This window comes from Streptococcus sp. HF-2466, from assembly GCF_015594645.1.
Classification (GTDB): Bacteria; Bacillota; Bacilli; order Lactobacillales; family Streptococcaceae; genus Streptococcus; species Streptococcus anginosus.
The window spans coordinates 12532-34748 of the sequence record NZ_JADNQU010000015.1 but is presented as its reverse complement, the minus strand read 5'-3'; the positions used below and the strand labels follow the sequence as shown (position 1 = coordinate 34748).

Below are 22217 nucleotides of genomic sequence, written 5' to 3'. Positions count from 1 at the left end.
AATCAGATATTCGATCCCTGACTGATTGAGGTTAAACTGTTTTGATAATGACTTGAGAGTTGCGCCGCTTTTTCGCAAGTAATAGATTTGAACCTTGTCTTCATAACTTAATTTCATAAAAATAACATCCCAAAAGTTAGAGTTTTCTTGTCTAACTTTTGGGGTGCAGTTCAAAACCACTTCTTTCTCCTTTTTTCACCCACCAAGATAAGCTTTGCGGACTTCATCGGAAGCGAGCAATTCTTTTCCCGTGCCAGACAAGACGATGTTTCCTGTTTCTAAAACATAGCCACGGTCGGCAATTGAGAGGGCTTTGTTAGCATTTTGCTCAATCAATAGAACCGTTGTGCCTTGCTTTTGAATATCTTGAATAATATCAAAAATTTCTTGAATGAAGAGAGGAGCCAGTCCCATTGAAGGCTCATCTAAAAGCAGAAGTTTGGGAGTAGACATAAGTGCTCGTCCCATAGCAAGCATCTGCTGCTCGCCTCCAGAAAGAGTTGCAGCATCTTGATTTTTACGTTCTTCTAAACGCGGAAAGCGTGAGAAAACTTTTTTTAGATTCGCTTGATTTTCATCGCGATTTGTTTTTAGAAAAGCACCCATTTCTAGGTTTTCCAAAACAGTCAGGCCTGGGAAAACATGGCGTCCTTCGGGTACCTGAGAAAGCCCTGTTGCTACAATTTTCTGAGCAGGGACTTTTTGAATTTCATTTCCTAGAAACTCAATTTTTCCTGAACTTGGGCGAACCAACCCTGAAATTGTCCGAAGAATTGTGGTTTTTCCAGCACCATTAGCACCGATAAGGGAAACAACTTCGCCCTCATTGACCTCAAAGCTGACATCTCGGACAGCCTGAATCATGCCATAATGGACAGAAAGATTTTCAACTTTTAGCATAGACATTAGGCTTCACCTCCCAGATAGGCTTCGATAACACGCTTATCATTTTTAATCTCGTCAGGAGTTCCGTGCGCAATCAGACGACCATACTCCAATACATAAATTCGTTCCGTCACTTCCATAACTAGGCTCATGTCATGCTCAATCAGCATGATTGTGATTTGGAATTCATTTTTTATTCGACGAATTAACTCTGTCAATTCTGCTGTTTCCTGCGGATTCATTCCCGCAGCAGGCTCATCAAGAAAGAGAATTTTTGGTTCTGTTGCTAGAGCACGCACAATTTCCAAACGACGTTGTTGACCGTAAGCTAAATTCTTAGCAAGTGTTTCTGCTTCACCGTCTAGGTCAAAGATTTTTAGTAATTCCAGAGCTTTCTCACGCAATTCTGCTTCATTTTTATAGAAAGCTGGCAAACGAAAGAAGCTAGCAAAAACATGTGCTTTGTGGTGATTTCCCAAAGCAATCAAGACATTCTCTAAGACTGTCAAATCTTTAAACAATCGAATATTTTGGAATGTCCGACTGAGCCCTAAAGAAGCAATCTTATAAGGAGCCTTGCCATTGAGCAAATGCCCATCCAAGATCACGCTTCCTTCACTTGGCTCATAAACACCGGTCAGTAAATTAAATAAAGTTGTTTTTCCTGCACCATTTGGACCAATGAGACCGACTAATTCTCCCTCATTCAGCTCCAAGCTCACATCGCCAACAGCAGTCAGCCCGCCGAAATTTTTTGTTAGATTTTTTACATCAAGAAGCGCCATTAGTTGACCTCCTTATCTTTTTTAAAGAAGCGTGAGAGGCTTAATTCCCATGCACCAAGAAGTCCTCCTGGACGAAAAATCATCACCAAAATTAAAGCAAGAGAGTAGATAATCATCCGAATACTTGCTACGTTTTGAAGTACCATGTTTAAAATTCCCAAGACAATCGCTGCAACAATGGTTCCTGTCATAGAACCCAGACCACCAAATACCACGACAATCAAGACATTGATGCTATTGATAAAAGTATAATCTTTCGGCACAACAGAGCCAATAAATCCTGCTTGGAGTGAGCCTGCGATACTAGCTGTCATCGCTCCAAAAACAAAGGCAATTACTTTGATTTTAGTGGTATTGACCCCTACAGACTCTGCTGCAATTTCATCTTCACGAACTGACAAGGTTGCTCGTCCAATCGGGCTGCGCAAGAAATTGATGGTTAAAATAGTTGTGATAACTACAAAGAAATACACCATTTGCCAATTGGTAAAAGCAGGAATACCAAGAATACCCGCAGCTCCATTAGTCAAATCGCCTCCGTTGATGATTAAAATTCGAATGATTTCAGAAACCCCAAGCGTTGCAATTGCGAGGTAATCACCTTTCAGACGAAGAGTAGGAATCCCTACAACCAAAGCCACTGCCCCTGCAATCAACGCCCCTAACACCATAGCCGCAAAAAAAGCAGGATAAGTGGCAGATCTTGAGCCAATAATCGCAGCTGCATAAGCACCAATTGCCATGAAACCTGCATGTCCCAGAGAAAATTGACCTGAGAAGCCGACAATCAAATTCAACCCTACTGCTAAAATAATGTTAATGCCAATTTGCTGTAAGATTTGCAAGTAAAAATCATTCAAAACTCCAGCACTGACAAGGAGAGTCAGCAAACCGTAACCAGCAAGAAGGAGTACAAACCATAAAATATTTACTTTTACATTCTTTTTCATCGCTTACACCTTCTCTTTCACATTCTTACCAAGAATACCTGCAGGACGAACAAGCAAGATTAAGATTAAAATGCCATACACAATCGCATCACGGAAATCTGACATACCAAAAGCTGTCGCAAAGGTTTCTAATAGACCAATGACAAAGCCCCCCAGTGCTGCTCCGGGGATAATACCAATCCCACCAAGTACCGCAGCGACAAATGATTTCAACCCTGGTGTCATTCCCATCAAAGGCTCTAAAGAATTGTAATAAAGCGCGATGAGTACACCTGCTGCGCCTGCCAAAGCAGAACCTAAAGCAAAAGTGAAACTAATTGTACGATTGACATTGATTCCCATTAGCTGCGCTGCATCACTATCAACAGAAACTGCCCGCATGGCTTTTCCCATTTTGGTTTTTTGAACGATAACCTGCAGCAATACCATTAAAATCAAGGAAATAACCAAAATCATCAATTGGATATTGGTGAGACTAATAGGACCAAAATTATAACGAACCGTTTCAATCACTTGTGGGAACGAACGAGTATTGGCCCCCACAAAATAGACCATCACATATTCCAAGAAAAATGAAACACCAATCGCAGTAATCAAAGCTGCAATCCGAGTCGAATTTCTCAGTGGACGATACGCCAGAAACTCGACCAGCACACCTAAAGCTGCCGTCCCAATCATTGCCAAAATCAAGGCAAGGAAAAAGTTAAGATGAAGAGAATTTATCAAGAAATACCCCATAAAAGCACCCATCATGTAAATATCTCCATGAGCGAAGTTGATAAGCTTGATAATCCCATAAACCATGGTATAGCCGAGAGCGAGCAAAGCATAGACACTCCCCAGAATCAGACCATTAACAAGTTGTTGGAGCATGGCCACCACACTTTCTAATTATAGTATAGAAGAAAGAACTATGTGATTTTTCACATTTTCTTATCTATCGTGAAAAAAGAGCGAGTCAAGTCATTATTTCAAAAAAATTGATTTTTCTCACTCATCTATTCTAAGTTTGAACAAATGAGACCGTTAAACTTTTTAAGTCTCACTTCACAGTTGATTACTTTTCAACGGCTTAAAACATATCTAACAATCAATCACTAGGTATTACAAACCTTAATGAAACATATTTTTAAGACTAGGACTTTTGTCCCGCCTCTTTTCTTTTAGCCCGTATAAAGAGAAGTAACTATCTACGATGCTTACCATAAATAGTTACTCTTTTATACACTATAAAATATATTTTAAGCAATTTCTTGAGAAGGATTATGGCTTAACCGTTTCAGCTGCTGTGACCTTCCCATTGTTCATGGTCATCATAAAGGCTGTTTTAACAGTATTATGATTCTTGTCAAAGCTGGTATCACCTGTTACACCTTCAAAATTCTTTGTCTTAGCAAGATTGTCTTTGATGTCAACAGATGTTTTAGCACCCTTAGCAGCATTGGCAACAAGATAAACAGAGTCGTATGCTAGCGCTGCAAATGTTGAAGGTTCTTCATTGTTGTATTTCGCTTTGTAAGCTTCAAGGAATTTCTTTGCTTTATCTGAGACATCAACTGTTGAAGAGAAGCCTGAGATATAGTAGATATTTGAAGCTTTAGCTGGTGTTGCTTGTTGGACAAATTCTTCGCCATTAAAGCCGTCACCACCAACGATTGGCTTATCAATGCCCATACCACGCGCTTGGTTTACAATTTTACCAGCTTCTGTATAATATCCAGGTACGATAATGGCATCAAAATCTTTGCCTTTCATTTTGGTAAGAGCTGCTTGGAAGTCGGTATCACCAGCGACAAACTTTTCATCTGCAACAATCTCACCTTTGTAGGCATTACGGAAAGCTTTTGCAACACCTTTCGCATAGTCACTTGAGTTATCTGTATAAAGTACAACTTTTTTCGCTTTTAACGTTTCTGTAACATATTTAGAAATGATTTTCCCTTGGAAACTGTCTTGGAAAGTTCCGATGAATAAGTATTCTTGATTTTTCGTCAAACCGTCTTGTGTCGCACTAGGTGAAATCAAAGGCACACCTGCTTTTGTCGCATTAGGAACTGCCGCTGCTGTTGCACCAGAAGTTGCAGGGCCTACAACCGCATTTACTTTTGATTGGGTTACCAAGTTAGTCGTGACAGAAGCAGATTCTGCTGTTTCAGATTTATTATCCTTGTCGACAACTTCAAGTTTCTTGCCATCAATACCACCGGCTTTGTTGATTTCATCAACAGCCAGTTGGGCACCTTTTTGTTCGGCCGTTCCATAAGCTGCTGTTGCACCAGTTTCTTCAAAGTTGAATCCGATTTTAATAGTTTTATCAGCAACTTTTGTACCAGTTGCACTGGAGCCACCTGACTTTACTTCCCCACAAGCGGCAAGAAGGGCAACGCTTGCAAGGGCAACAAATGATAGAGCAAATTTTTTCTTCATATTCTTATCTCCTCGTTCCAAAATGATATGTTTAGAATATATCGAATTATCTGACAATTGTCAAGTGGTAAATGAGATTTTTTTATATGTTTACGTTTTCTTTATCTCTAAACAAGCTTCCAACAAAGTCTGTGTCCAATTCTTGAATGTGACAGATCCGTACTTGTTTGACATATTTTTCTTTAGATAACCTTTGCATCGTCTCTTCTACCTGCTCTGTCGGAACATACAACTGGAGGTAACGATGCTTTTTAGAATGGTAGACAATATCGCCAATAGTTTCTATTTTTTTCACATCTCGATTGTAATACAAATACACAATCAAACCTGTTCGTTCTTCTTTTTTAAACATGAATTTTCTTTCTAATTTATTTTTATCATTTATAAGTATATCAAAAAAATGCCCATCAGAGGACATTTTTCGTACAGTAATAAACAATGATTAGTTTAAATTATTATTTGCCATGATTTCATCAATGAAGCCATAATCCAAGGTTTCTTGAGCGCTCATCCAATAATCGCGTTCTGCGTCTTTATGTACTTGCTTGATGGTTTTCCCTGAATTATCCGCAAGGATCTTCTCCAAGTTATTCCGTGTTTTCAGCAAATGCTCAGCCGCAATCGCCATATCGGTTTGTTGCGTACCGCTACCAGTTCCGCCCATTGGCTGATGAATCAGGTATTCTGCATTCGGCAACATGAAGCGCTTGCCTTTAGCACCACTTGAAGCAATAATGGTTCCCATGGAAGCAGCCATCCCCATGACAATTGTTTGGACATCTGACTTGATGAAGTTCATGGTATCCACAATCGCTAGACCAGCCGATACAGAACCACCTGGCGTATTGATGTAAAGATAAATATCTTTAGTATTATCTTGTGCATCAAGGAAAAGCAATTGCGCAATAATAGAATTAGCCATATTGTCCTCAACAGGACCTGTCAGCATAATAATGCGATCTTTTAATAAGCGTGAGTAAATATCGTAGGAACGTTCCCCACGACTTGTTTGTTCAATAACTACAGGAATCATTGTATTCTCCTTTTCATCTGATATTTAATCTGACTAACAATTTTTAGTGAGATTTTTCAAATATGAGACTATTATAGTCTTTTGGTCAAAAAAGGTCAAACATAAAACTCATTATTTTGTACCGAAAAGACGATCTCCTGCATCTCCCAATCCTGGAACGATATAGCCGTTTTCATTCAAGTGATCATCAAGGGCCGCTGTAAAGATTTCTACGTCTGGGTGAGCTTCTTGTAAAGCTTTCACACCTTCTGGCGCTGAAACAAGGCAGACAAATTTAATATTGTGCGCACCGCGTTTTTTCAATGAATCAATGGCTAAAATAGCTGAACCACCTGTCGCTAACATTGGATCTACCACAAAGATTTGACGTTGGCTAATGTCTTCTGGTAACTTCACGAGGTACTCAACTGGTCTTAGGGTTTCTTCGTCGCGATACATACCAATATGTCCAACTTTAGCAGCTGGCACAAGGCTCAAAAGACCGTCCACCATACCGATACCTGCACGTAAGATTGGAACAATGGCTAATTTTTTACCAGCCAATTGTTTTTGAACCGTCTTTGTAATCGGCGTTTCAATTTCCACATCTTCTAATGGTAAGTCACGTAAAACTTCATAGCCCATCAGCATAGCAATTTCATTTACTAACTCACGAAAAGCCTTAGTAGAGGTATCCGTACGACGTAAGATAGACAATTTATGCTGAATGAGCGGATGTGCGATCACTTGAAATTTTTCCATGATTGGTTTTCCTTCTTTCAATTTATTCTTCTTATTATATCAAAAAAACATAAAAAAGGCTCGTGACAAACAAGCCTTTTCAAAGATTGTCAATTGCTTACAACCATTCATGGTATTTCTTAATATAAAGATGCTTCACAAACGTAATACTTGCCATATATAAAATCATGACAAGGATTAAGAATAAGAAATAAGTACCGTTTAATGGAGCCACTTTTAAAAGTGCTGCAAAAGGACCGTAGGGCAATAAGGTTACAAAGAACACGGCTGCTAGCGTTGTCATAACTACAGACAAAGCCGGTCTGCTTTGAATAAATGGCAGTTTAGGTGAGCGTAGCATGTAGATAACCATGGTTTGCGTCCACATGGACTCAATAAACCAGCCTGTTTGGAAAATAGTAATGAACTCGCTAGACATCCCATGATGGTAAACAGAACCTGTCATCATCGGTGCGATGATAAAGAACAAAATCAAAAAGGTCAAACAGTCAAAAATAGAACTAATCGGACCAATCCAAGCCATGAAGCGCGTAATGGATTTGGCACTCCAAATGCGAGGTTTTTGCAAAAATTCACGGTCGACATTGTCAAATGGCAAAGCGATACAAGAAATATCATAGACCAAATTCAACACAATCAAATGAATCGGTGCCATAGGCAAAAATGGTAGGAAAATACTTGAAATCAACAAGGAAAAGATATTCCCGAAGTTGGAACTGACTGTCATCTTGATATATTTGGTCATATTAGCATAGACTTTGCGACCTTCCACCAAGCCTTTTTCAAGCACCAACAAGTCCTTATCTAACAGGATAACATCAGCTGTTTCTTTAGCAATATCGACAGCTGTATCAACTGAAATCCCTACATCAGCTACTTTCATAGAAGGTGCATCATTGATGCCGTCTCCCATATAGCCAACCTTATGCCCATTTGCTTTCAGCTGCAAAATGATACGCGCTTTTTGGTCGGGAGATAATTTTGCAAAAACAGTTGTGGTTTCAACCACCTTGCTCAATTCGTCATCCGACATCGTTTCAATCACAGAGCCAAGTAGGATATGTTCTGCATCTAAGCCAACTTTTTCACAGACTGCTTCTGTGACTTTTTCATTGTCCCCTGTCAAAATTTTGGTGGCAACACCATATTCTGTTAAAGCCTTGATAGCAGGCGCTGCAGAAGGTTTTGGCGGGTCAAGGAAAGCAAGATAACCCGTCAAAATCATATCAGACTCATCTTCTACTGTGTATTCATAGTCAGCATCTAAGTCTGAGCGATAGCTAACCCCCAGCACGCGCAGACCTTGCTCATTTAACTGTGCTACTTCTGCTAAAATTTCTTGACGAATTTCCTCTGTCAAAGGAAGGATTTCCCCTTTGTCTTCGACATAATTTGAAATGGCTAACATTTCTTCCAAAGCACCTTTTGTTACCATGCTAACGACATTTTCATCATCTCGAACCAGCACACTCATGCGGCGGCGTTCAAAATCAAAAGGCAATTCATCAATTTTCTTAAAAGTTTGGTCCAAGTTCCGAACGATTTCATGCTTTTCAGCTTCTTTTTCTGTCCGATTGATAATAGCACGATCCATTAGGTTTTTTAGCCCTGTTTGATAATACGAATTAAGATATGCTCTGCGAAGAACAGCTAAATCAAGCTCTCCATGAATATCAAGCGGATATTCCAAAACGATCTCATCTTGTGTCAGCGTTCCTGTTTTATCCGTACAAAGAATATCAATCGCTCCCAAATCTTGAATAGCATTAAGTTTCTTGATAACAACTTTTTCTTTTGCCATAAGAATGGAACCCTTAGCCAAGCTCGCAGTGATGACCATAGGCAACATTTCTGGTGTTAAACCGACACCAACACTTAATGCAAATACACCAGCCTCCAGCCAATCTCCGTCTGTCAGACCATTGATAAGAAAGACAATGGGTACAAGTACCAACATGAGACGAATGAGCAACCATGAAATGCTGTTCATTTCCCGCTCAAATGAAGTTGGTTCATCATAAGTATTGAGCGTTTGCTCAATAGCACCCATCTTGGTATCATCTCCAACAACCAGAACAAGGGCAATGGCACGACCAGAAATCACATTGGTTCCCATAAAAGCAAGGGCTTCAGATTCAAGCAAGCTATCTGCCTCTTTTGCCTCACATTTATCCAGCGCCATTTTTTCAACAGCATCACTTTCGCCTGTCAAGCCTGACTGTTGCACGAAGAAGTCGCGCGAATCCAAGATTAGCACATCTGCTGGCAACATATCTCCTGCACTCAAGCGAATAATGTCTCCTACCACTAATTCTGTAATTGGAATTTCTTGCTCTTTTCCCTCACGAACGACTGTCACTGTATTGACAATCATACGTGAAAGATTGCTGGCTGCTTTGTCGCTCCGCAATTCTTGCACAAAGCGAATACTACCAGACAACAAAACAAGGACAACAATGATGATAAATGTCGTCGGATCTTCTTGCCCAGGCTTTGCCAGCCAAACATTGGTCACCAAGGATACCAATGCAATGAGTAAAAGAATAACGGTAAACGGGTTGATAATAGACTCATAAATTTTTTTAACAATTGAATCTTCTTGCCCTTTGGTCAATTCATTTTCACCGTATAGATCACGGTTTTCTTCTACTTGCTCTTCTGTCAGTCCTGCTCTGGAAGTGTTGAAAAAGGTCATCGTGTCCCCTACAGACATACGAAGAGCATCTGTTAATCTTTCTTTTGCTGTTTTCACTGATTTCTCCTCTATCTAAGACGCATCCAAGCAATAAAATAGCTGCACACAGCTTTTTGCTCAGATGTCGTTCATTTGCTAGAGTCGATTCCAAAGGGAGCATGAGGAATGCTCAGATATGGCAATCGACTGGTTTTCTGTTGACTCGGGTGATCATCATTTGGCATATTCCTCACTCCTTTCCCTTGCGGTTTTCCTTTTAAAAAATCAGTTCAAAACAATAAAATCCTACCATGAAAAAACATGGCAGGACTGTATGTCTTGTGTTACCGTTCAAGCTTTAACTCCATAGGGCGGTGAAATGACATTAGTCGAAACCTTAGCGATCTCAACTGCTAACCAACGCGTAGTGTCTCCACTACTTTGCGGTAGTCATCCGTATCCCTATGGTAGCCTCACCTACCGATTTTTCATACTAACTATACTCCACTTAAGAATGATTGTCAACCCCAAATGGCTGTTTCTGAAAATTTCTTTTCATTCTTATTGTGGCAAACAATGCACGATTCTCTTGCAAATCTCTTCTACTAAGGGTTTTGGTGTTGCAATATTTAATCTTGCATGCAACTCCCCCTCTTTTCCATAGTCACTTCCTCGATTGAGAATGACTTTGGCTTGGTCATGCAACAAAGTAAAAAGTTCATCATCTGTCAAACCATAGGCACTGAAATCAAGCCATATCAGATAGGTCCCTTGTGGTTTCATTACTTTTAAACGCGGAGCCTCTTTGGCAAAATACTCGACTGCAAATTGAATATTTTCTTCTAAAACAGCTTTTAGTGCCACTAACCAAGGTTTGCCATAACGATAGGCCGTTTCTGTCGCAATATAACCTAAACTTGACACTTCATGGTGGTTATTAACAAGTTGCTGGTGTTTAAACTGCGCACGTAATGAAGGATTTTCAATAACAGCATAGGAATTTTTAGTCCCTGCAATATTAAAGGTCTTGGTAGCACTAGACAGTATGATGGCAAATTCTTTAAAATCAGGTGAAATGGTATTAAAGGAAACATGCTCATGACCAAACAAGGTCAAATCTTGATGAATCTCATCTGATACCAAAATAACCTGGTGTTTTTGACAAAGATGACCGATTTTTTCCAAAACCTCCCTTTCCCAGACACGTCCTCCGGGATTGTGCGGATTGCAAAGAAGATACAATTTCACATTATTTTCGACAATCTCTTTTTCCAACTGCTCAAAGTCAATTTGAAACAAACCATTTTCTTCTTTGAGAGAATTAGATACCAATTTCCGATTGTTTAAGCGAACGCTACGAGCAAAAGGTGGATAAACAGGAGAATTGATTAAAACAGCGTCTCCCTCTTTGGTAAAGGCTTGAATCGCAAGAGAAATAGCTGGCACAACACCTTCTACAAAAACGATATCTTCCTTATCAAACGAATACCGATGTTCGCTCTTTTCCCAATCCAACACCGCTTGGAGCAGCTCATCACTCGCATAAGTATAGCCATAAACCAACTGCTCTGCATAGTCATGAATCGCATTTTTTACTTCCGGCATGACCTCAAAGTCCATATCTGCAATCCACGCCGGCAGTAATTGAGGGTCTGTCTCTGTCTCTTTCCACTTATAAGTGTGGTGAGATAAGCGATTCGGTGCTGTTTGAAAATTGTATTTGCTCATATTATACCTCCAAAGCAAATTTTAAATCTGTGATCAAGTCTTGGCTGTCTTCGATTCCAATGGACAATCGCAATAAGTCATCTGTTAAACCGTAGGATTTCCGCACGTCAGCTGGAATATCTGCGTGTGTCTGAGTCGCAGGATAGGTAATCAAACTTTCTACTCCCCCCAAGCTTTCTGCAAAGGTAAAGACTTTTAACGTATTTAGCAAATGTGGAATAACTGCTTCATTTTTGATTTTAAAGGAAATCATGCTGCCTTTTCCCGGATAGAGAACCTCTTTTACTGCTGGCGAATCTTTCAAGAAAGCTGCTACAGCTTGTGCGTTTTTTGTTGAACGTTCCATACGTAGAGACAAAGTTTTCAAACCTCGAAGCAAGAGATAACTATCAAATGGAGATAAGACAGCTCCTGTCGTATTGAGATTGTAGAATAGATTCTTATAAAGCTCTTTGTCACTCGTCATAAGAGCACCAGCCAGAACATCATTATGTCCTCCTAAGTACTTAGTTGCTGAATGTAGCACAAGATCCGCTCCATTTTCCAAAGGACGTTGATAGATTGGAGTATAAAATGTGTTATCTACAATAACCTTTGCACCTTTTGCATGAGCTTTTTCTGCAATAGCCGCAATATCAAACTCAAGCATTAACGGATTCGTCGGGGTTTCCAGATACACCACATCTATATCCTCTGTTAAAGCCGCAAGTAATTCTTCTTCTGTATTTGCATATGTAAAGTGAAAGCGCCCTTCTTGCTCCACTTGATGAAACCAGCGAAAAGAACCGCCATAAAGGTCACGAACTGCTAGAACCTTGCTTCCAACTGGAAAAACACTAAAAGCCAAAACAATGGCGCTCATTCCTGAGCTCGTAGCTAATGCATAATCCGCATACTCAATGGCTGCTAACGTCTTTTCCAAGCTGCTTCGCGTTGGGTTTTTCGTGCGCGTATAGTCATATCCAGTGGATTTTCCAAATTCTGGATGCTGATAGGTCGTTGAAAAATGCAAAGGAGTTGTCAATGCACCTGTTGCTTCATCTGTTTTAATACCAGCATGAGCTAAAAGAGTATCTAATTGTAATTTTTTATCCATAATAAGCTCCATAAGATCGAAATAGAATCAATCAACCTTTATTATTCTAAGTGATTCTATTGTAACATCTTACGAAAATACTGTATTTTGTTCTTTTCAAGATCTAGATATAGTTTTAAACTATACTGACTATTCAAAAAATTATAGAACTTGATTGCAAGAATAGCTATTTTCATTATAGCTTAATTTTTATAATTTTTCTACAACATTAAAAAGCCTTGCAGCCTTTTAATGAATATGAAATTTTTGACGTAAGGTTTGAGCTTTCTCACCAATAAAGCGGTCTAACAAACGGACTCGCAAAGCCATTGCTCCATAAATAGCGATGCCCAAGCCACCGATGATAACCAAATAAAGCATACTCGAAATGCGTCCACTTGGATGAAAAACAAAGCCAAGTACGACTTCCACAATGGCAATCAAAAGAGCCATAACTGCTGTTAAAATCCCAATCAACAAACTCCGTTTGAAGAGAATGGTTTGATTGAGTCCAGTTACTTGACGAATGTGTTGGTACATCAGAATGATTGGAACGATGAGTCCAATTGTCGTTGCCAAAAGCGGTCCATAGGCTCTAAACAGATAAATAAATGGAATTTGCAAAATGAGCTTAACAAGAACTCCATAACCAAAATAGATAATCGCTTTACGATTTTGGAACAGCGCTTGAATCATTGGCGATAAGACAGTATAGACGCCAAGAATAATCGTCTGTAACATAGCAAAAATGAAGAGCCCCAAGGCTAAACTATCTGGTTGTCCGTAGAAAATCGTGTACAATGGCCGCGCTACTAAGACAGAACCAATCGTTGCTGGTAAAAGAAACAGCAGTAACATACTCAAATTATCTTGAACCAAGCGCGCAGCCGCCTTTAAATCACCTTTGACATAGTTTTCTGTCAGCAAAGGAATCCCCACACCGCCGATCGAAGTTGCTACTGCAATCAAAATCATGGTAATCTTATTTGGATTGGCAGAGAAATAACTGAACATAACCACCAGCTGAGAATTGCTATAATTGGTGAACCATTTCATCGTATTGATAAATGTCATCTGGTCAATGATTTGGAAAAGCTGAATAGCAGAACCCGTGATGATAAAAGGAATGGCTTCACGAATCGTATCCACCAGCAAAGCACGGCTGTTGATTTCAGCACTATTAGCCGGTTTGTGTAAGATAGATGTCAAGAGATTGGTTTTCCAAAGAAAATAAACCAAAACCGCCATACTGGCAAACATACCGACAAAGGCTGCAAAAGTAGATTGGGTCACTGCAGCAACATAATCTTTAGAGCCCAATTTCATAATGAAGAATGTTGCAAGCAACATCCAAATCACACGAATGACCTGCTCAGCAATCTGGCTCATGGCATACGGTTTTAAATTATTAAAACCTTGGAAAAATCCACGAATAACACTCATGGCTGGAAATACTAGCACAGCCCACGACAAACTTTGCATGACCGGAATCAGCTCTTTCCCAACTCCTGATACACGCGCAAAGAACGGTGATAAGAGATACATGATCACTGCAAAAATGACTCCCAACAAGAGCATGAATTTCAAAAATTCACGAATGAGAGTAAAACTATGATCTTTTTGCTCAATTGTATTGTATTTAGCAACTTGCTTGGCGACTGCGACAGGTACACCTGCCGTGGAAATCAGAAGAAACCAAGCATAAATATTGTATCCCATGGTAAACAAACCATTGGCCTCTGCGCCATGCTTTCCCATCCAGATATACCAAGGAATGATATAAATTGCCCCTAAAAAACGGCTGATAAAATTACTAGCTGTCAGCCAAGCTGTCCCTAGAAGCATTTGCTTTTGTTGATTTGTTGTTTGTTGGTCCATACATAACCTCTAAAAATAGTCTCATCTTATTATAAACTTTTCCTTTCCGCTTGTAAAACTTCGCCATTAAGTTTACAATAGAAATATGATAACAATTGAAAACGCATTAAACATTTTAAAAAACGATTACAATTTCCGCGAGATTATCGACAAGGGACAATATTTTTATCATTATCGTAATCTTGTTTTTGAAAAAATCAGCTATGACAGTCGTGAAGTGGATGCTTCCACTCTTTTCTTTGTCAAGGGTGACAATTTTAAAAAAGAATTCTTGGAAAACGCAGTGACAGCAGGTCTACGGCTTTATATCAGTGAAATGGATTTTGAAGTGGGAATTCCTGCTCTCATAGTCAATGACGTAAAACAAGCCATGAGCCTTCTTGCCATGGAATTTTATGGCAATCCACAAGATAAACTCAAATTGCTCGCTTTTACAGGAACCAAAGGAAAGACCACTTCTGCTTATTTCGCCTATCATATCCTCCAGCAAAGTCATAAGCCAGCCCTCTTGTCTACTATGAACACGACGCTCGACGGAGAACATTTTTTCAAATCTGCTTTGACAACACCGGAAAGCTTGGATTTGTTCAAAATGATGGCGACAGCTGTTGAAAATGGACGGACTCATCTCATCATGGAAGTTTCCAGTCAGGCTTATCTGAAAAAGCGGGTTTATGGTTTGACCTTTGACGTTGGTGTTTTCCTTAATATCAGCCCTGATCATATCGGACCAATTGAACATCCGACATTTGAAGATTATTTTTATCATAAGCGACTCCTCATGGAAAATAGCCGAGCTGTTGTCGTTAATAGCGAAATGGACCATTTTGAAGTTTTGGCTGAGCAAGTTGCTTCCATGGAGCATGATTTCTACGGACAGCATTCAGACAATCAAATTCATCATTCGCAAGCCTTTTCTTTTGAAACAAGCGGAATCCTCACAGAAAAATTTGACATTCAGCTAATCGGACGTTTTAACCAAGAAAATGCACTTGCTGCTAGCCTTGCCTGTCTACGCTTAGGTGCCACTATTTCTGATATAAAAAAAGGCATTGCTGCTACGCGTGTCCCTGGACGTATGGAAGTGCTGACCCAACAAAATGGTGCCAAAGTGTTTGTGGATTACGCACACAATGGTGTCAGTCTCGCCAATCTCCTATCGGTTGTGCAAGAGCATCAAAAAGGTAGGATTGTTTTGGTGCTCGGTGCAACTGGAAATAAGGGCGAAAGTCGCCGCAAAGATTTTGGTCTACTAATCAATCAACATCCAGAATTAATGGTGATTTTAACCGCAGATGATCCAAATTACGAGGATCCAATTGCCATTGCCAAAGAAATTGCTTCTTACATATCCTTTGATGTTGATATGATTGCTGACCGCGAAGAAGCTATTAAAAAAGCCCTTGGCTTAACTAGTAAAAAAGGCGATGCTGTCATTCTAGCAGGCAAAGGCGCTGATTGCTACCAAATTATAAATGGTAAAAAAGCTAACTATCCAGGTGATTATGCGATTGCAGAAAAATATTTATAGAAACTAATAAAGGTCGAGACAAACGTTTTCGACCTTTAATTATTGAAGAAAAATTACAAATTTATACTAACAAATAGAGATGCACAATTCTTTAGAAATCAAAATCTTGCTTTATGATTTTATTTTCTCCAACTAATCAAAACATACATTAGACTTGATCCATACATATCCGCAAGAGCATGTACGAGGAAGAAAGGCAAGAGATTTTTAACCTTGTATTTGTAAAGGAAATAATAGAGAAGTCCAAAACCAACACCAATCGTCAGCGCCCAGAGCATCCCCTGATAGGTATGGAAAGAAACACGAATAATTGTCGAATAAAGAAGAACCCACCACTTATATTTATCTTTTACAGAGGTCAATAAACCTAAGAAGAAAAATTCTTCATAGAAGCCATTGAGCAAAGCATAGAGAATAGCCATAGGTGTCAAATCAATAAATTTGCGGAAAATTTCCGTCAGATCAATATATTTCCACAATTGCGGATCAAAATAATTATATTCTCCGCTAAGAGTCGTCACTGTATCCGCGAGAATCCCCATCACAGCAAAGATAAAGGGAACCCAAAAGAGTACCGACCACGATAGACGAATCGGCAACTGCTTAAAATCAAAACGGCGAAGTACTAAGTAGGCTATCGTCAAAGCTAACATAAGGAGCTGCCATTCTAGGTTGCTAACATAAGCTGCTCCGTCACTTGCTGTTTTACTAGCTGTACCTGTTACTGCTGCCGTAGTGGACGGTGACAAGCTCGCAAGATAAAGTTCCGTTGAGCGATAGATAAATTGTCCAAATAGCAGAGCTGTCACAATGACAATATCAAACCATTTCAAATACTTCAACGGCTGAGACGGACGAATTTTTTCTAAAAGATTCACGATACCTTCCTTTCATGCAACGAAACGATTTAGTGACTACCAAATCTTACTAAATTTAACTCTTATACCTATAAATTTATCAAAAAAATCTTAAAATTTTATTATTCTATAATTTATCTAATGCTTCCTTTACACGAAAGGTCAATGTTTCCTTATCAAAATCCAACTTTAATTCGTATTTTCTTGCTTCGTTAGGCACGATGTAGCCTAAAATCACTAGAGCATCTACAAAAATATCACGCCGTTTCTGCATCAGCTCAGTTTTTCGACCATATTTTAAGAGGAAGGTCGTCATATATTTTAGAGCATACTCAGGATTTACATCTCCTACCAAATCATAGAGTTTTTGTTGCTGATTGATCAATGGATATTGTTGTTTCAGCCTGTAAAAATAATTGGAAAGCGTCAACTGCTCTCTGAGAAAATCCGTTTTTTCTACTAAAATAGCTTGGTTTGTTTGATTGGTTAAATGCGTCTCAAAACGCATATTCAGCAATTCTTGATAAAGAGGACTGTCATCTCGCACAAAGACTTCCTGATCCAAAGACAAAGCCGTCACATTTTCCAACAGAGGAACGCTTTGATGATAGCGTTTATTTTTCCGAAGCACATAGCCTGCCTTGATATAATCCTCTATAGAGCGATCAATATTGGGAAAATTTGCAAACTCACGCTTTATCTCTCGCAAAGTAACATCGTCATGTTGATCTAAGTAATTTATCAATTCATGAAAAAAGGGCTGACGTGTCAAACGACTGGGATTGATTACTTTAATCATCTAATCTTCCTTTGTAAACTAATTTTTCGGATTGAGCCAATTGGCTAGGATTGGTTCCCGGCTGATGAAGAGGAACAGCTAGCCCCAATTCCTTGTAATACTGCTGCCAAAAAGGAGCAACTTCCTCATCTTCATCACCGAACTGCATAGCAATAGTTTCAAAAATGGGGAGGATTTCCGCAATATATTCAGAACAGTAAAAACCTGTCGTATTTGGATAAAAGCTATTATTATAAGGCTTGTAAAGGTGTTGTTCTGCTCTTTTCCAGACAGCTTTCACATCTATATCAGGGAAAACATAGACATCATAGCATTCATCGTCCTGTAAAAATACCTCTATCGGCTGCTTTATGACCCCTTGCTCACTTGTCGCATGGTACATCCAGCCGTCAAAAAAGATTGCCACATGGTTATACCGCCCAGTTGATTGCTGAATAGCTTCTGCCATATCAGATTGACTAGACACAAAAAGCAAATCCCCGTTTTGTAAATCTTGAGTTTTCATAGAACTATTGTATCAAAAAAGGAGCCGAAACTCCCTTTTTGTTCTATTCTTAAGCATTAAAACTTTCTGTTAATTGCGGAACGACTTGTTTCTTACGAGAAACAGCTCCAGCAAGGAAAGCGTGATTATTTTCAAGAACAAAGTTGAAAGCTGCTTCTACTTTGTCCATATTGCGACCGATTGCCAGGATTTCTGAGTTTGAATTGACAATGTCAGTAATCATTAAAACAAAGTCAGAATAACCATTGGCTGCGTTTGTTTTTTCAATAGCTGCTTCCAGTTCTGCTTGGCGTTCTAAAACTTCTGCAATATCAACTGTGTTGACCTGTGCCACACGAACTTGATTTCCGTTTAATTCAAATGTTTTAGCATCAATATCAATCAATTCTTCGGCAGATTTGCTTGCTAAGTTCGTTCCAGCTTTAAGCATAGCCAAACCGTATTTTTCCAAATCAACTCCTGCAAGCTCTGCCAACTCAGGTGCAATCACTTTATCACTCGGATGAGTGGTTGGTGATTTCAGAAGAAGCGTGTCTGAAATCAAACCTGAGAGCATCAAGCCTGCAAGTTCTTTTGGTACAGCTACACCAGATTCTTTAAACATACGATAAACGATAGAAGAAGCTGAACCAACAGGCTCCAAACGCATATAAAGTGGGCTGGCTGTTTCAAAATTCGCTACACGGTGATGATCCACAACGCCATACACTTCTACTTCTGCAATGTCAGAAATAGATTGTTGAAATTCATTATGGTCTGTTAAAATGACTTGCTCAACTCCTTCTGCTTTGGCAGATGTCACCACACGCGGTGCTTTTACACCAAAAGTATCCAAGACAAACGCTGTTTCTTCATTTGGAGTCCCAAGAGCCACTGCTTCTGTATCCAAGCCATAAGCTTCACGCGCAAGATAAGCAAAGGCCACAGCTGAGCCAATCGCATCTGAATCTGGATTTTGATGACCGAAAACTAAAATTTTAGACATGATCGTACCTCGTAAACTTTTTATATACTTTATTTTAGCACAATTTTAAGATTTTCACAAAGAGAGGAATAGAAAAGCACTTAATCGTCAGTTTTTCTATCTAACTTTTTGAGTGCTGATCAAAATCTCACTTCCTGCTTTTATTAACTATTATGTACGCGGTTCATATACTCGGTATAAGATTCTGTTTTCATGAGTTCTTTGGCATTTTTTACTCGGTCAGCAGTTGGTGGTTTAATACCTTCTAATGGATAAGGAATTCCTAATTCACGCCATTTAAATTCTCCCATTGTATGATAAGGTAGCACTTCAAATTTATCAACTGTTTTTAACGTTTTGACAAACTCACCTAATTCTTTTAAGTCGTCATCACGGTCTGTCAACGTTGGAACCAAAACATGGCGAATCCACATTGGAACACCTTTATCAGACAGATATTTTGCACATTCCAAAATATTCTTATTGGTGTGCCCTGTCACAAATTTATGCTGGGCATCATTGATTTCTTTAATATCCAGCAACACTAAATCTGTCACTTCAAGCAGGCGATCAAAAACTTTGAGATACTCTGGTGTATTACGGAACGGCATCGCACAAGTATCTAACGTACAATGAATTCCCAATTCTTTAGCTTTGGTAAAAAGTGCAATCACAAAATTAATCTGCAAAAGAGCTTCACCACCACTTACTGTAATCCCACCTTTTTTACCCCAAAAGCCACGATAACGAAGCGCTTCTTGCAAAACATCTTCAACCGTTCGCTCTCTTGAATTATTGGTTTCCATTGCCCATGTATCTGGATTGTGGCAATATTGGCAACGCATTTTACAACCCTGTAAAAAGACAATGAAACGGATACCAGGCCCATCAACAGCTCCAAAACTTTCAGTTGAATGGACCATACCTGTTACTTTTCCATAATCAATGACTTCTTTTTCCATCGTCTTATCCTCTTGAAAACGTTTTATAATACTATTATAACACTTCTTTTCTAGATAGAGGGACAATTTGTCTATTTTTTAGAAAATAATCTGTTTTTCAGTTTCATTTTCAATATTTTTCAAAAAAACGAGAGAATCTTAAAACTCTCTCGTTCATCTATTCCTTTTAATCCGTCACTTTCTTTCGCCAAAGGATGGTTGCGCTTAAGATGACAATCCCTACAACAGCGACTTCAGCGCCTGTTGTTCCTGTAGATGGTAAAATTCTCTTTTTAGTTGGTTTATCATCTTTATTTGGTGGCGTTGTACTATCATCGGAAGGAGGAGTTGATTGTGACTCATCCTTCTTACTGAAGTCAAGCTGTGCAATAACGGGATCATGATCTGACGCCCGACCGTGTTCTTCCATGAAAGAAGCATTAATGTGAACTGGTGAGAACACTGTTTTATCAGCAATATTTTTTGAAACAAAGATATTGTCTAAACTTTGATTGCTGCCACGGTAAAAATAAGAATAGCGGTCTGCTGCGTCGTGATTCAGCATCATATTGACTAATTCATTACCAGCCACTGCTTTGGCAGTTTCTGAAAATTCAAAGTCATTAAAGTCACCAGTTAAGACAAACTTCAAATTTGGATTTTGCTTCAAACCTTCTTTGACAAAAGCGTTCAACAACTTCCCTTGCTCAATCCGTTGTGCCAATGTATTTTGTACTGCAGGCTGCTTTGAGCCATAGACCGCATCGTCTCCGAGCTTGGATTTCAAATGATTGGCAATCACGACAATCCGTTCACCTTTAAATTCAAACTCTGCTGCTAAAGATTTTCTAACTTTTTCAAATACTGGATTAGTTGGGTCTATTCTGGCAGGATTTTTCACCAAATGACCGTCTTTGAAAGCAGCTGCTTCTGTGCTACTTCCTGCTTCACGCTCAACTAACTTCACTCGTTGAGGATTATACAAGTAAGCCACACGAATATTGGAACCGGGTTTTCCTCCGTCTGCACCATCAACAGGGGCTACTTCGACATACTTATACTCTTTGCCGCCTAATTGTTTAATCTTAGCGGCTAACTTTTCCCCGCTTTTAACACCACTTACTGTGCCGTCATTGACACTTCCGTTATTATCTTGAACTTCTATGAGTGTGATAATATCTGGACTATGGATTTCATTGATAAAGGATTTGGCAATTTTCTCCACTTTTGCGTCAGGTGTTTCGCCCGTTGCATTGTTCGCCGAGAAGTTTTCGATATTGTAAGAAGCAATCGTCAATTTATCTTCACTTGGGTAAAGTTTAGAAACCTCTCTTTGCAAACCACCGTCTTGCAAAGCTGGCAATTGGGTTGGCTCCAACTTAAAGACTTTACTGCGATAACTCACGACTCCAACAACATCTTCATTAAAGTAATCTTTGGCTTTGGCAACAAACTTATTTCCCACATAAACTGGAATGGTTGCCGTATTTTGCACATTCAGACGTAAATTGACGCCACCGATATTATTTAACGGTAATTCTTGATAGCCAGCAGGCAACAGGTAGATATCCCCGCGATATTGTGGTCCAAGCACATGAGGTTTTTTAACTGTTGTCAACATGCCTTCAAGACTTTCCCAATAGTCCAAGGCGTCATGCTCTGGATCGTAGACAGTCGGAGTATTGTCTACGATATCTTTTGGCATACGCTCTGAAATATTGACAGGAGCTGGCAATGCTGCTGTTCCGTCTTTTGTTACCTTTGAAGCTATCAATTGCGTGACAGTCAAACTATCAGCTGGTTTTTTAAATTGTTGCCCCGGACGGACGCTGAGCGACTCCATGTAGCCTTCTTTAACTTCACCTTCAATCGTCAATCGGTCTCCAACAGCTACTTTTTCCTTTGAAACTACATAGATAGCATCTGAAGTCTTTGCGTTCCCGTCAGCTTTTATGTCTTGTGCATAAAAGCCATATCGATCCGTTTTAGTGACGACTACATTTGACACGCGCACCTTTTTCCCATTATAAGGCGATTCATGCGCTTCGCCTTGAATTTGACCAATATTGGCTACCTCGGTAAATTCAGAAATAGTGGCTCTTGCTTCACTGCTTGAAGCTTCTGTCTTAGGTGTTTCTTCGCTTGTGCTACTTGGCTCATTCGCACTACTCGTACTGCTTGCTGAACTTTCAGAAGTTGTTTCTGATGATTGCGACTGAGTTGTCGAAGCAACAGAACTAGACTCTGAAGTCGTTGTTACAGAAGTTTCTGAACTTGAAGAGCTCGCCTCATTTGCCTGAACAATAGGACTTAGAACGCTACTAGCTAACAAAATAGCTGTCGCAAACAATACAGGCAATTGTTTTGAAGTTTTTTTCATATATTCTCCTTTACATCATAATTTAGAAATCAAATTTCCTTGAGATGTATTTCTACCGTAATTA

General features: G+C 39.4%; 20 protein-coding genes and 1 riboswitch. Of the genes, 1 reads left to right on the top strand and 19 read right to left on the bottom strand.

Annotation, left to right across the window (positions count from 1 at the left end):
* The 13 genes from IYQ91_RS09290 to IYQ91_RS09230 all read right to left on the bottom strand — a co-directional run.
* The coding region (locus IYQ91_RS09290; protein WP_195673662.1) for a fucose isomerase at positions 1-117 on the bottom strand (117 nt) is incomplete at its 3' end.
* A gap of 78 nt (positions 118-195) precedes the next feature.
* Positions 196-906 carry an ABC transporter ATP-binding protein gene (locus IYQ91_RS09285; protein WP_106387832.1) on the bottom strand — a complete coding sequence of 237 codons (711 nt, stop codon included), beginning with the start codon at positions 904-906 and terminating at the stop codon, positions 196-198.
* Entirely contained in the window at positions 906-1670 is a 765-nt protein-coding gene (locus tag IYQ91_RS09280; RefSeq protein WP_195673661.1) for an ABC transporter ATP-binding protein, read from the bottom strand. The genes IYQ91_RS09285 and IYQ91_RS09280 overlap by 1 nt, the downstream gene beginning before the upstream one ends.
* The gene (locus IYQ91_RS09275) at positions 1670-2620 is read right to left on the bottom strand and encodes a branched-chain amino acid ABC transporter permease (protein WP_195673660.1); all 951 of its coding nucleotides are present in this window, start codon (positions 2618-2620) and stop codon (positions 1670-1672) included. Before IYQ91_RS09275 ends, IYQ91_RS09280 begins: the two co-directional genes overlap by 1 nt.
* Positions 2621-2623: 3 nt before the next feature.
* Entirely contained in the window at positions 2624-3493 is an 870-nt protein-coding gene (locus IYQ91_RS09270; protein ID WP_018543650.1) for a branched-chain amino acid ABC transporter permease, read from the bottom strand.
* Between the two features lie 390 nt (positions 3494-3883).
* Entirely contained in the window at positions 3884-5047 is a 1164-nt protein-coding gene (locus tag IYQ91_RS09265) for an ABC transporter substrate-binding protein (RefSeq protein ID WP_195673659.1), read from the bottom strand.
* Positions 5048-5129: 82 nt separating this feature from the next.
* A complete protein-coding gene (locus tag IYQ91_RS09260) occupies positions 5130-5399 on the bottom strand; it encodes a YlbG family protein (protein WP_003033867.1) in 270 nt (89 codons plus the stop codon).
* Positions 5400-5489: 90 nt separating this feature from the next.
* A complete protein-coding gene (locus IYQ91_RS09255; RefSeq protein WP_223349572.1) occupies positions 5490-6104 on the bottom strand; it encodes an ATP-dependent Clp protease proteolytic subunit in 615 nt (204 codons plus the stop codon).
* Between the two features lie 87 nt (positions 6105-6191).
* Positions 6192-6821 (bottom strand): uracil phosphoribosyltransferase, encoded by a 630-nt coding sequence (gene upp, locus IYQ91_RS09250; RefSeq protein WP_195673658.1) that lies wholly within the window; start codon positions 6819-6821, stop codon positions 6192-6194.
* Between the two features lie 97 nt (positions 6822-6918).
* The gene (gene mgtA, locus IYQ91_RS09245) at positions 6919-9573 is read right to left on the bottom strand and encodes a magnesium-translocating P-type ATPase (RefSeq protein WP_195673657.1); all 2655 of its coding nucleotides are present in this window, start codon (positions 9571-9573) and stop codon (positions 6919-6921) included.
* Between the two features lie 261 nt (positions 9574-9834).
* Positions 9835-9987, bottom strand: a riboswitch (M-box (ykoK) riboswitch).
* Positions 9988-10056: 69 nt separating this feature from the next.
* On the bottom strand, positions 10057-11223 hold the full coding sequence (locus tag IYQ91_RS09240) for a MalY/PatB family protein (protein WP_195673656.1): 1167 nt from the start codon (positions 11221-11223) through the stop codon (positions 10057-10059).
* A 1-nt stretch (position 11224) separates the two neighbouring features.
* Positions 11225-12319: a cystathionine gamma-synthase gene (locus tag IYQ91_RS09235; RefSeq protein ID WP_195673655.1), complete on the bottom strand. Its 1095-nt coding sequence runs from the start codon at positions 12317-12319 to the stop codon at positions 11225-11227.
* A 228-nt stretch (positions 12320-12547) separates the two neighbouring features.
* A complete protein-coding gene (locus IYQ91_RS09230; protein ID WP_195673654.1) occupies positions 12548-14176 on the bottom strand; it encodes a putative polysaccharide biosynthesis protein in 1629 nt (542 codons plus the stop codon).
* A gap of 85 nt (positions 14177-14261) precedes the next feature.
* On the opposite strand from IYQ91_RS09230, the gene IYQ91_RS09225 reads away from it, so the two are divergent.
* Positions 14262-15707 (top strand): UDP-N-acetylmuramoyl-L-alanyl-D-glutamate--L-lysine ligase, encoded by a 1446-nt coding sequence (locus tag IYQ91_RS09225; protein ID WP_195673653.1) that lies wholly within the window; start codon positions 14262-14264, stop codon positions 15705-15707.
* Positions 15708-15826: 119 nt separating this feature from the next.
* Here the strand turns inward: IYQ91_RS09225 and IYQ91_RS09220 are convergent, their stop codons facing one another.
* From IYQ91_RS09220 to IYQ91_RS09195, 6 genes are all read right to left on the bottom strand, one after another.
* Positions 15827-16585, bottom strand: coding sequence for a CPBP family intramembrane glutamic endopeptidase (locus IYQ91_RS09220; RefSeq protein WP_195673652.1), 759 nt, complete (start codon positions 16583-16585; stop codon positions 15827-15829).
* Positions 16586-16691: 106 nt separating this feature from the next.
* Positions 16692-17363 carry a DUF1803 domain-containing protein gene (locus IYQ91_RS09215; protein WP_049517153.1) on the bottom strand — a complete coding sequence of 224 codons (672 nt, stop codon included), beginning with the start codon at positions 17361-17363 and terminating at the stop codon, positions 16692-16694.
* Positions 17356-17868 (bottom strand): YiiX/YebB-like N1pC/P60 family cysteine hydrolase, encoded by a 513-nt coding sequence (locus tag IYQ91_RS09210; RefSeq protein ID WP_126406589.1) that lies wholly within the window; start codon positions 17866-17868, stop codon positions 17356-17358. The genes IYQ91_RS09215 and IYQ91_RS09210 overlap by 8 nt, the downstream gene beginning before the upstream one ends.
* 49 nt (positions 17869-17917) lie before the next feature.
* Entirely contained in the window at positions 17918-18853 is a 936-nt protein-coding gene (locus IYQ91_RS09205) for a manganese-dependent inorganic pyrophosphatase (protein ID WP_003025664.1), read from the bottom strand.
* Between the two features lie 143 nt (positions 18854-18996).
* Positions 18997-19794, bottom strand: coding sequence for a pyruvate formate-lyase-activating protein (gene pflA / locus IYQ91_RS09200; RefSeq protein WP_195673651.1), 798 nt, complete (start codon positions 19792-19794; stop codon positions 18997-18999).
* A 166-nt stretch (positions 19795-19960) separates the two neighbouring features.
* Positions 19961-22153, bottom strand: a complete 2193-nt coding sequence (locus tag IYQ91_RS09195) for an endonuclease/exonuclease/phosphatase family protein (RefSeq protein WP_195673650.1) — start codon at positions 22151-22153, stop codon at positions 19961-19963.
* Positions 22154-22217 lie beyond the last annotated feature (64 nt).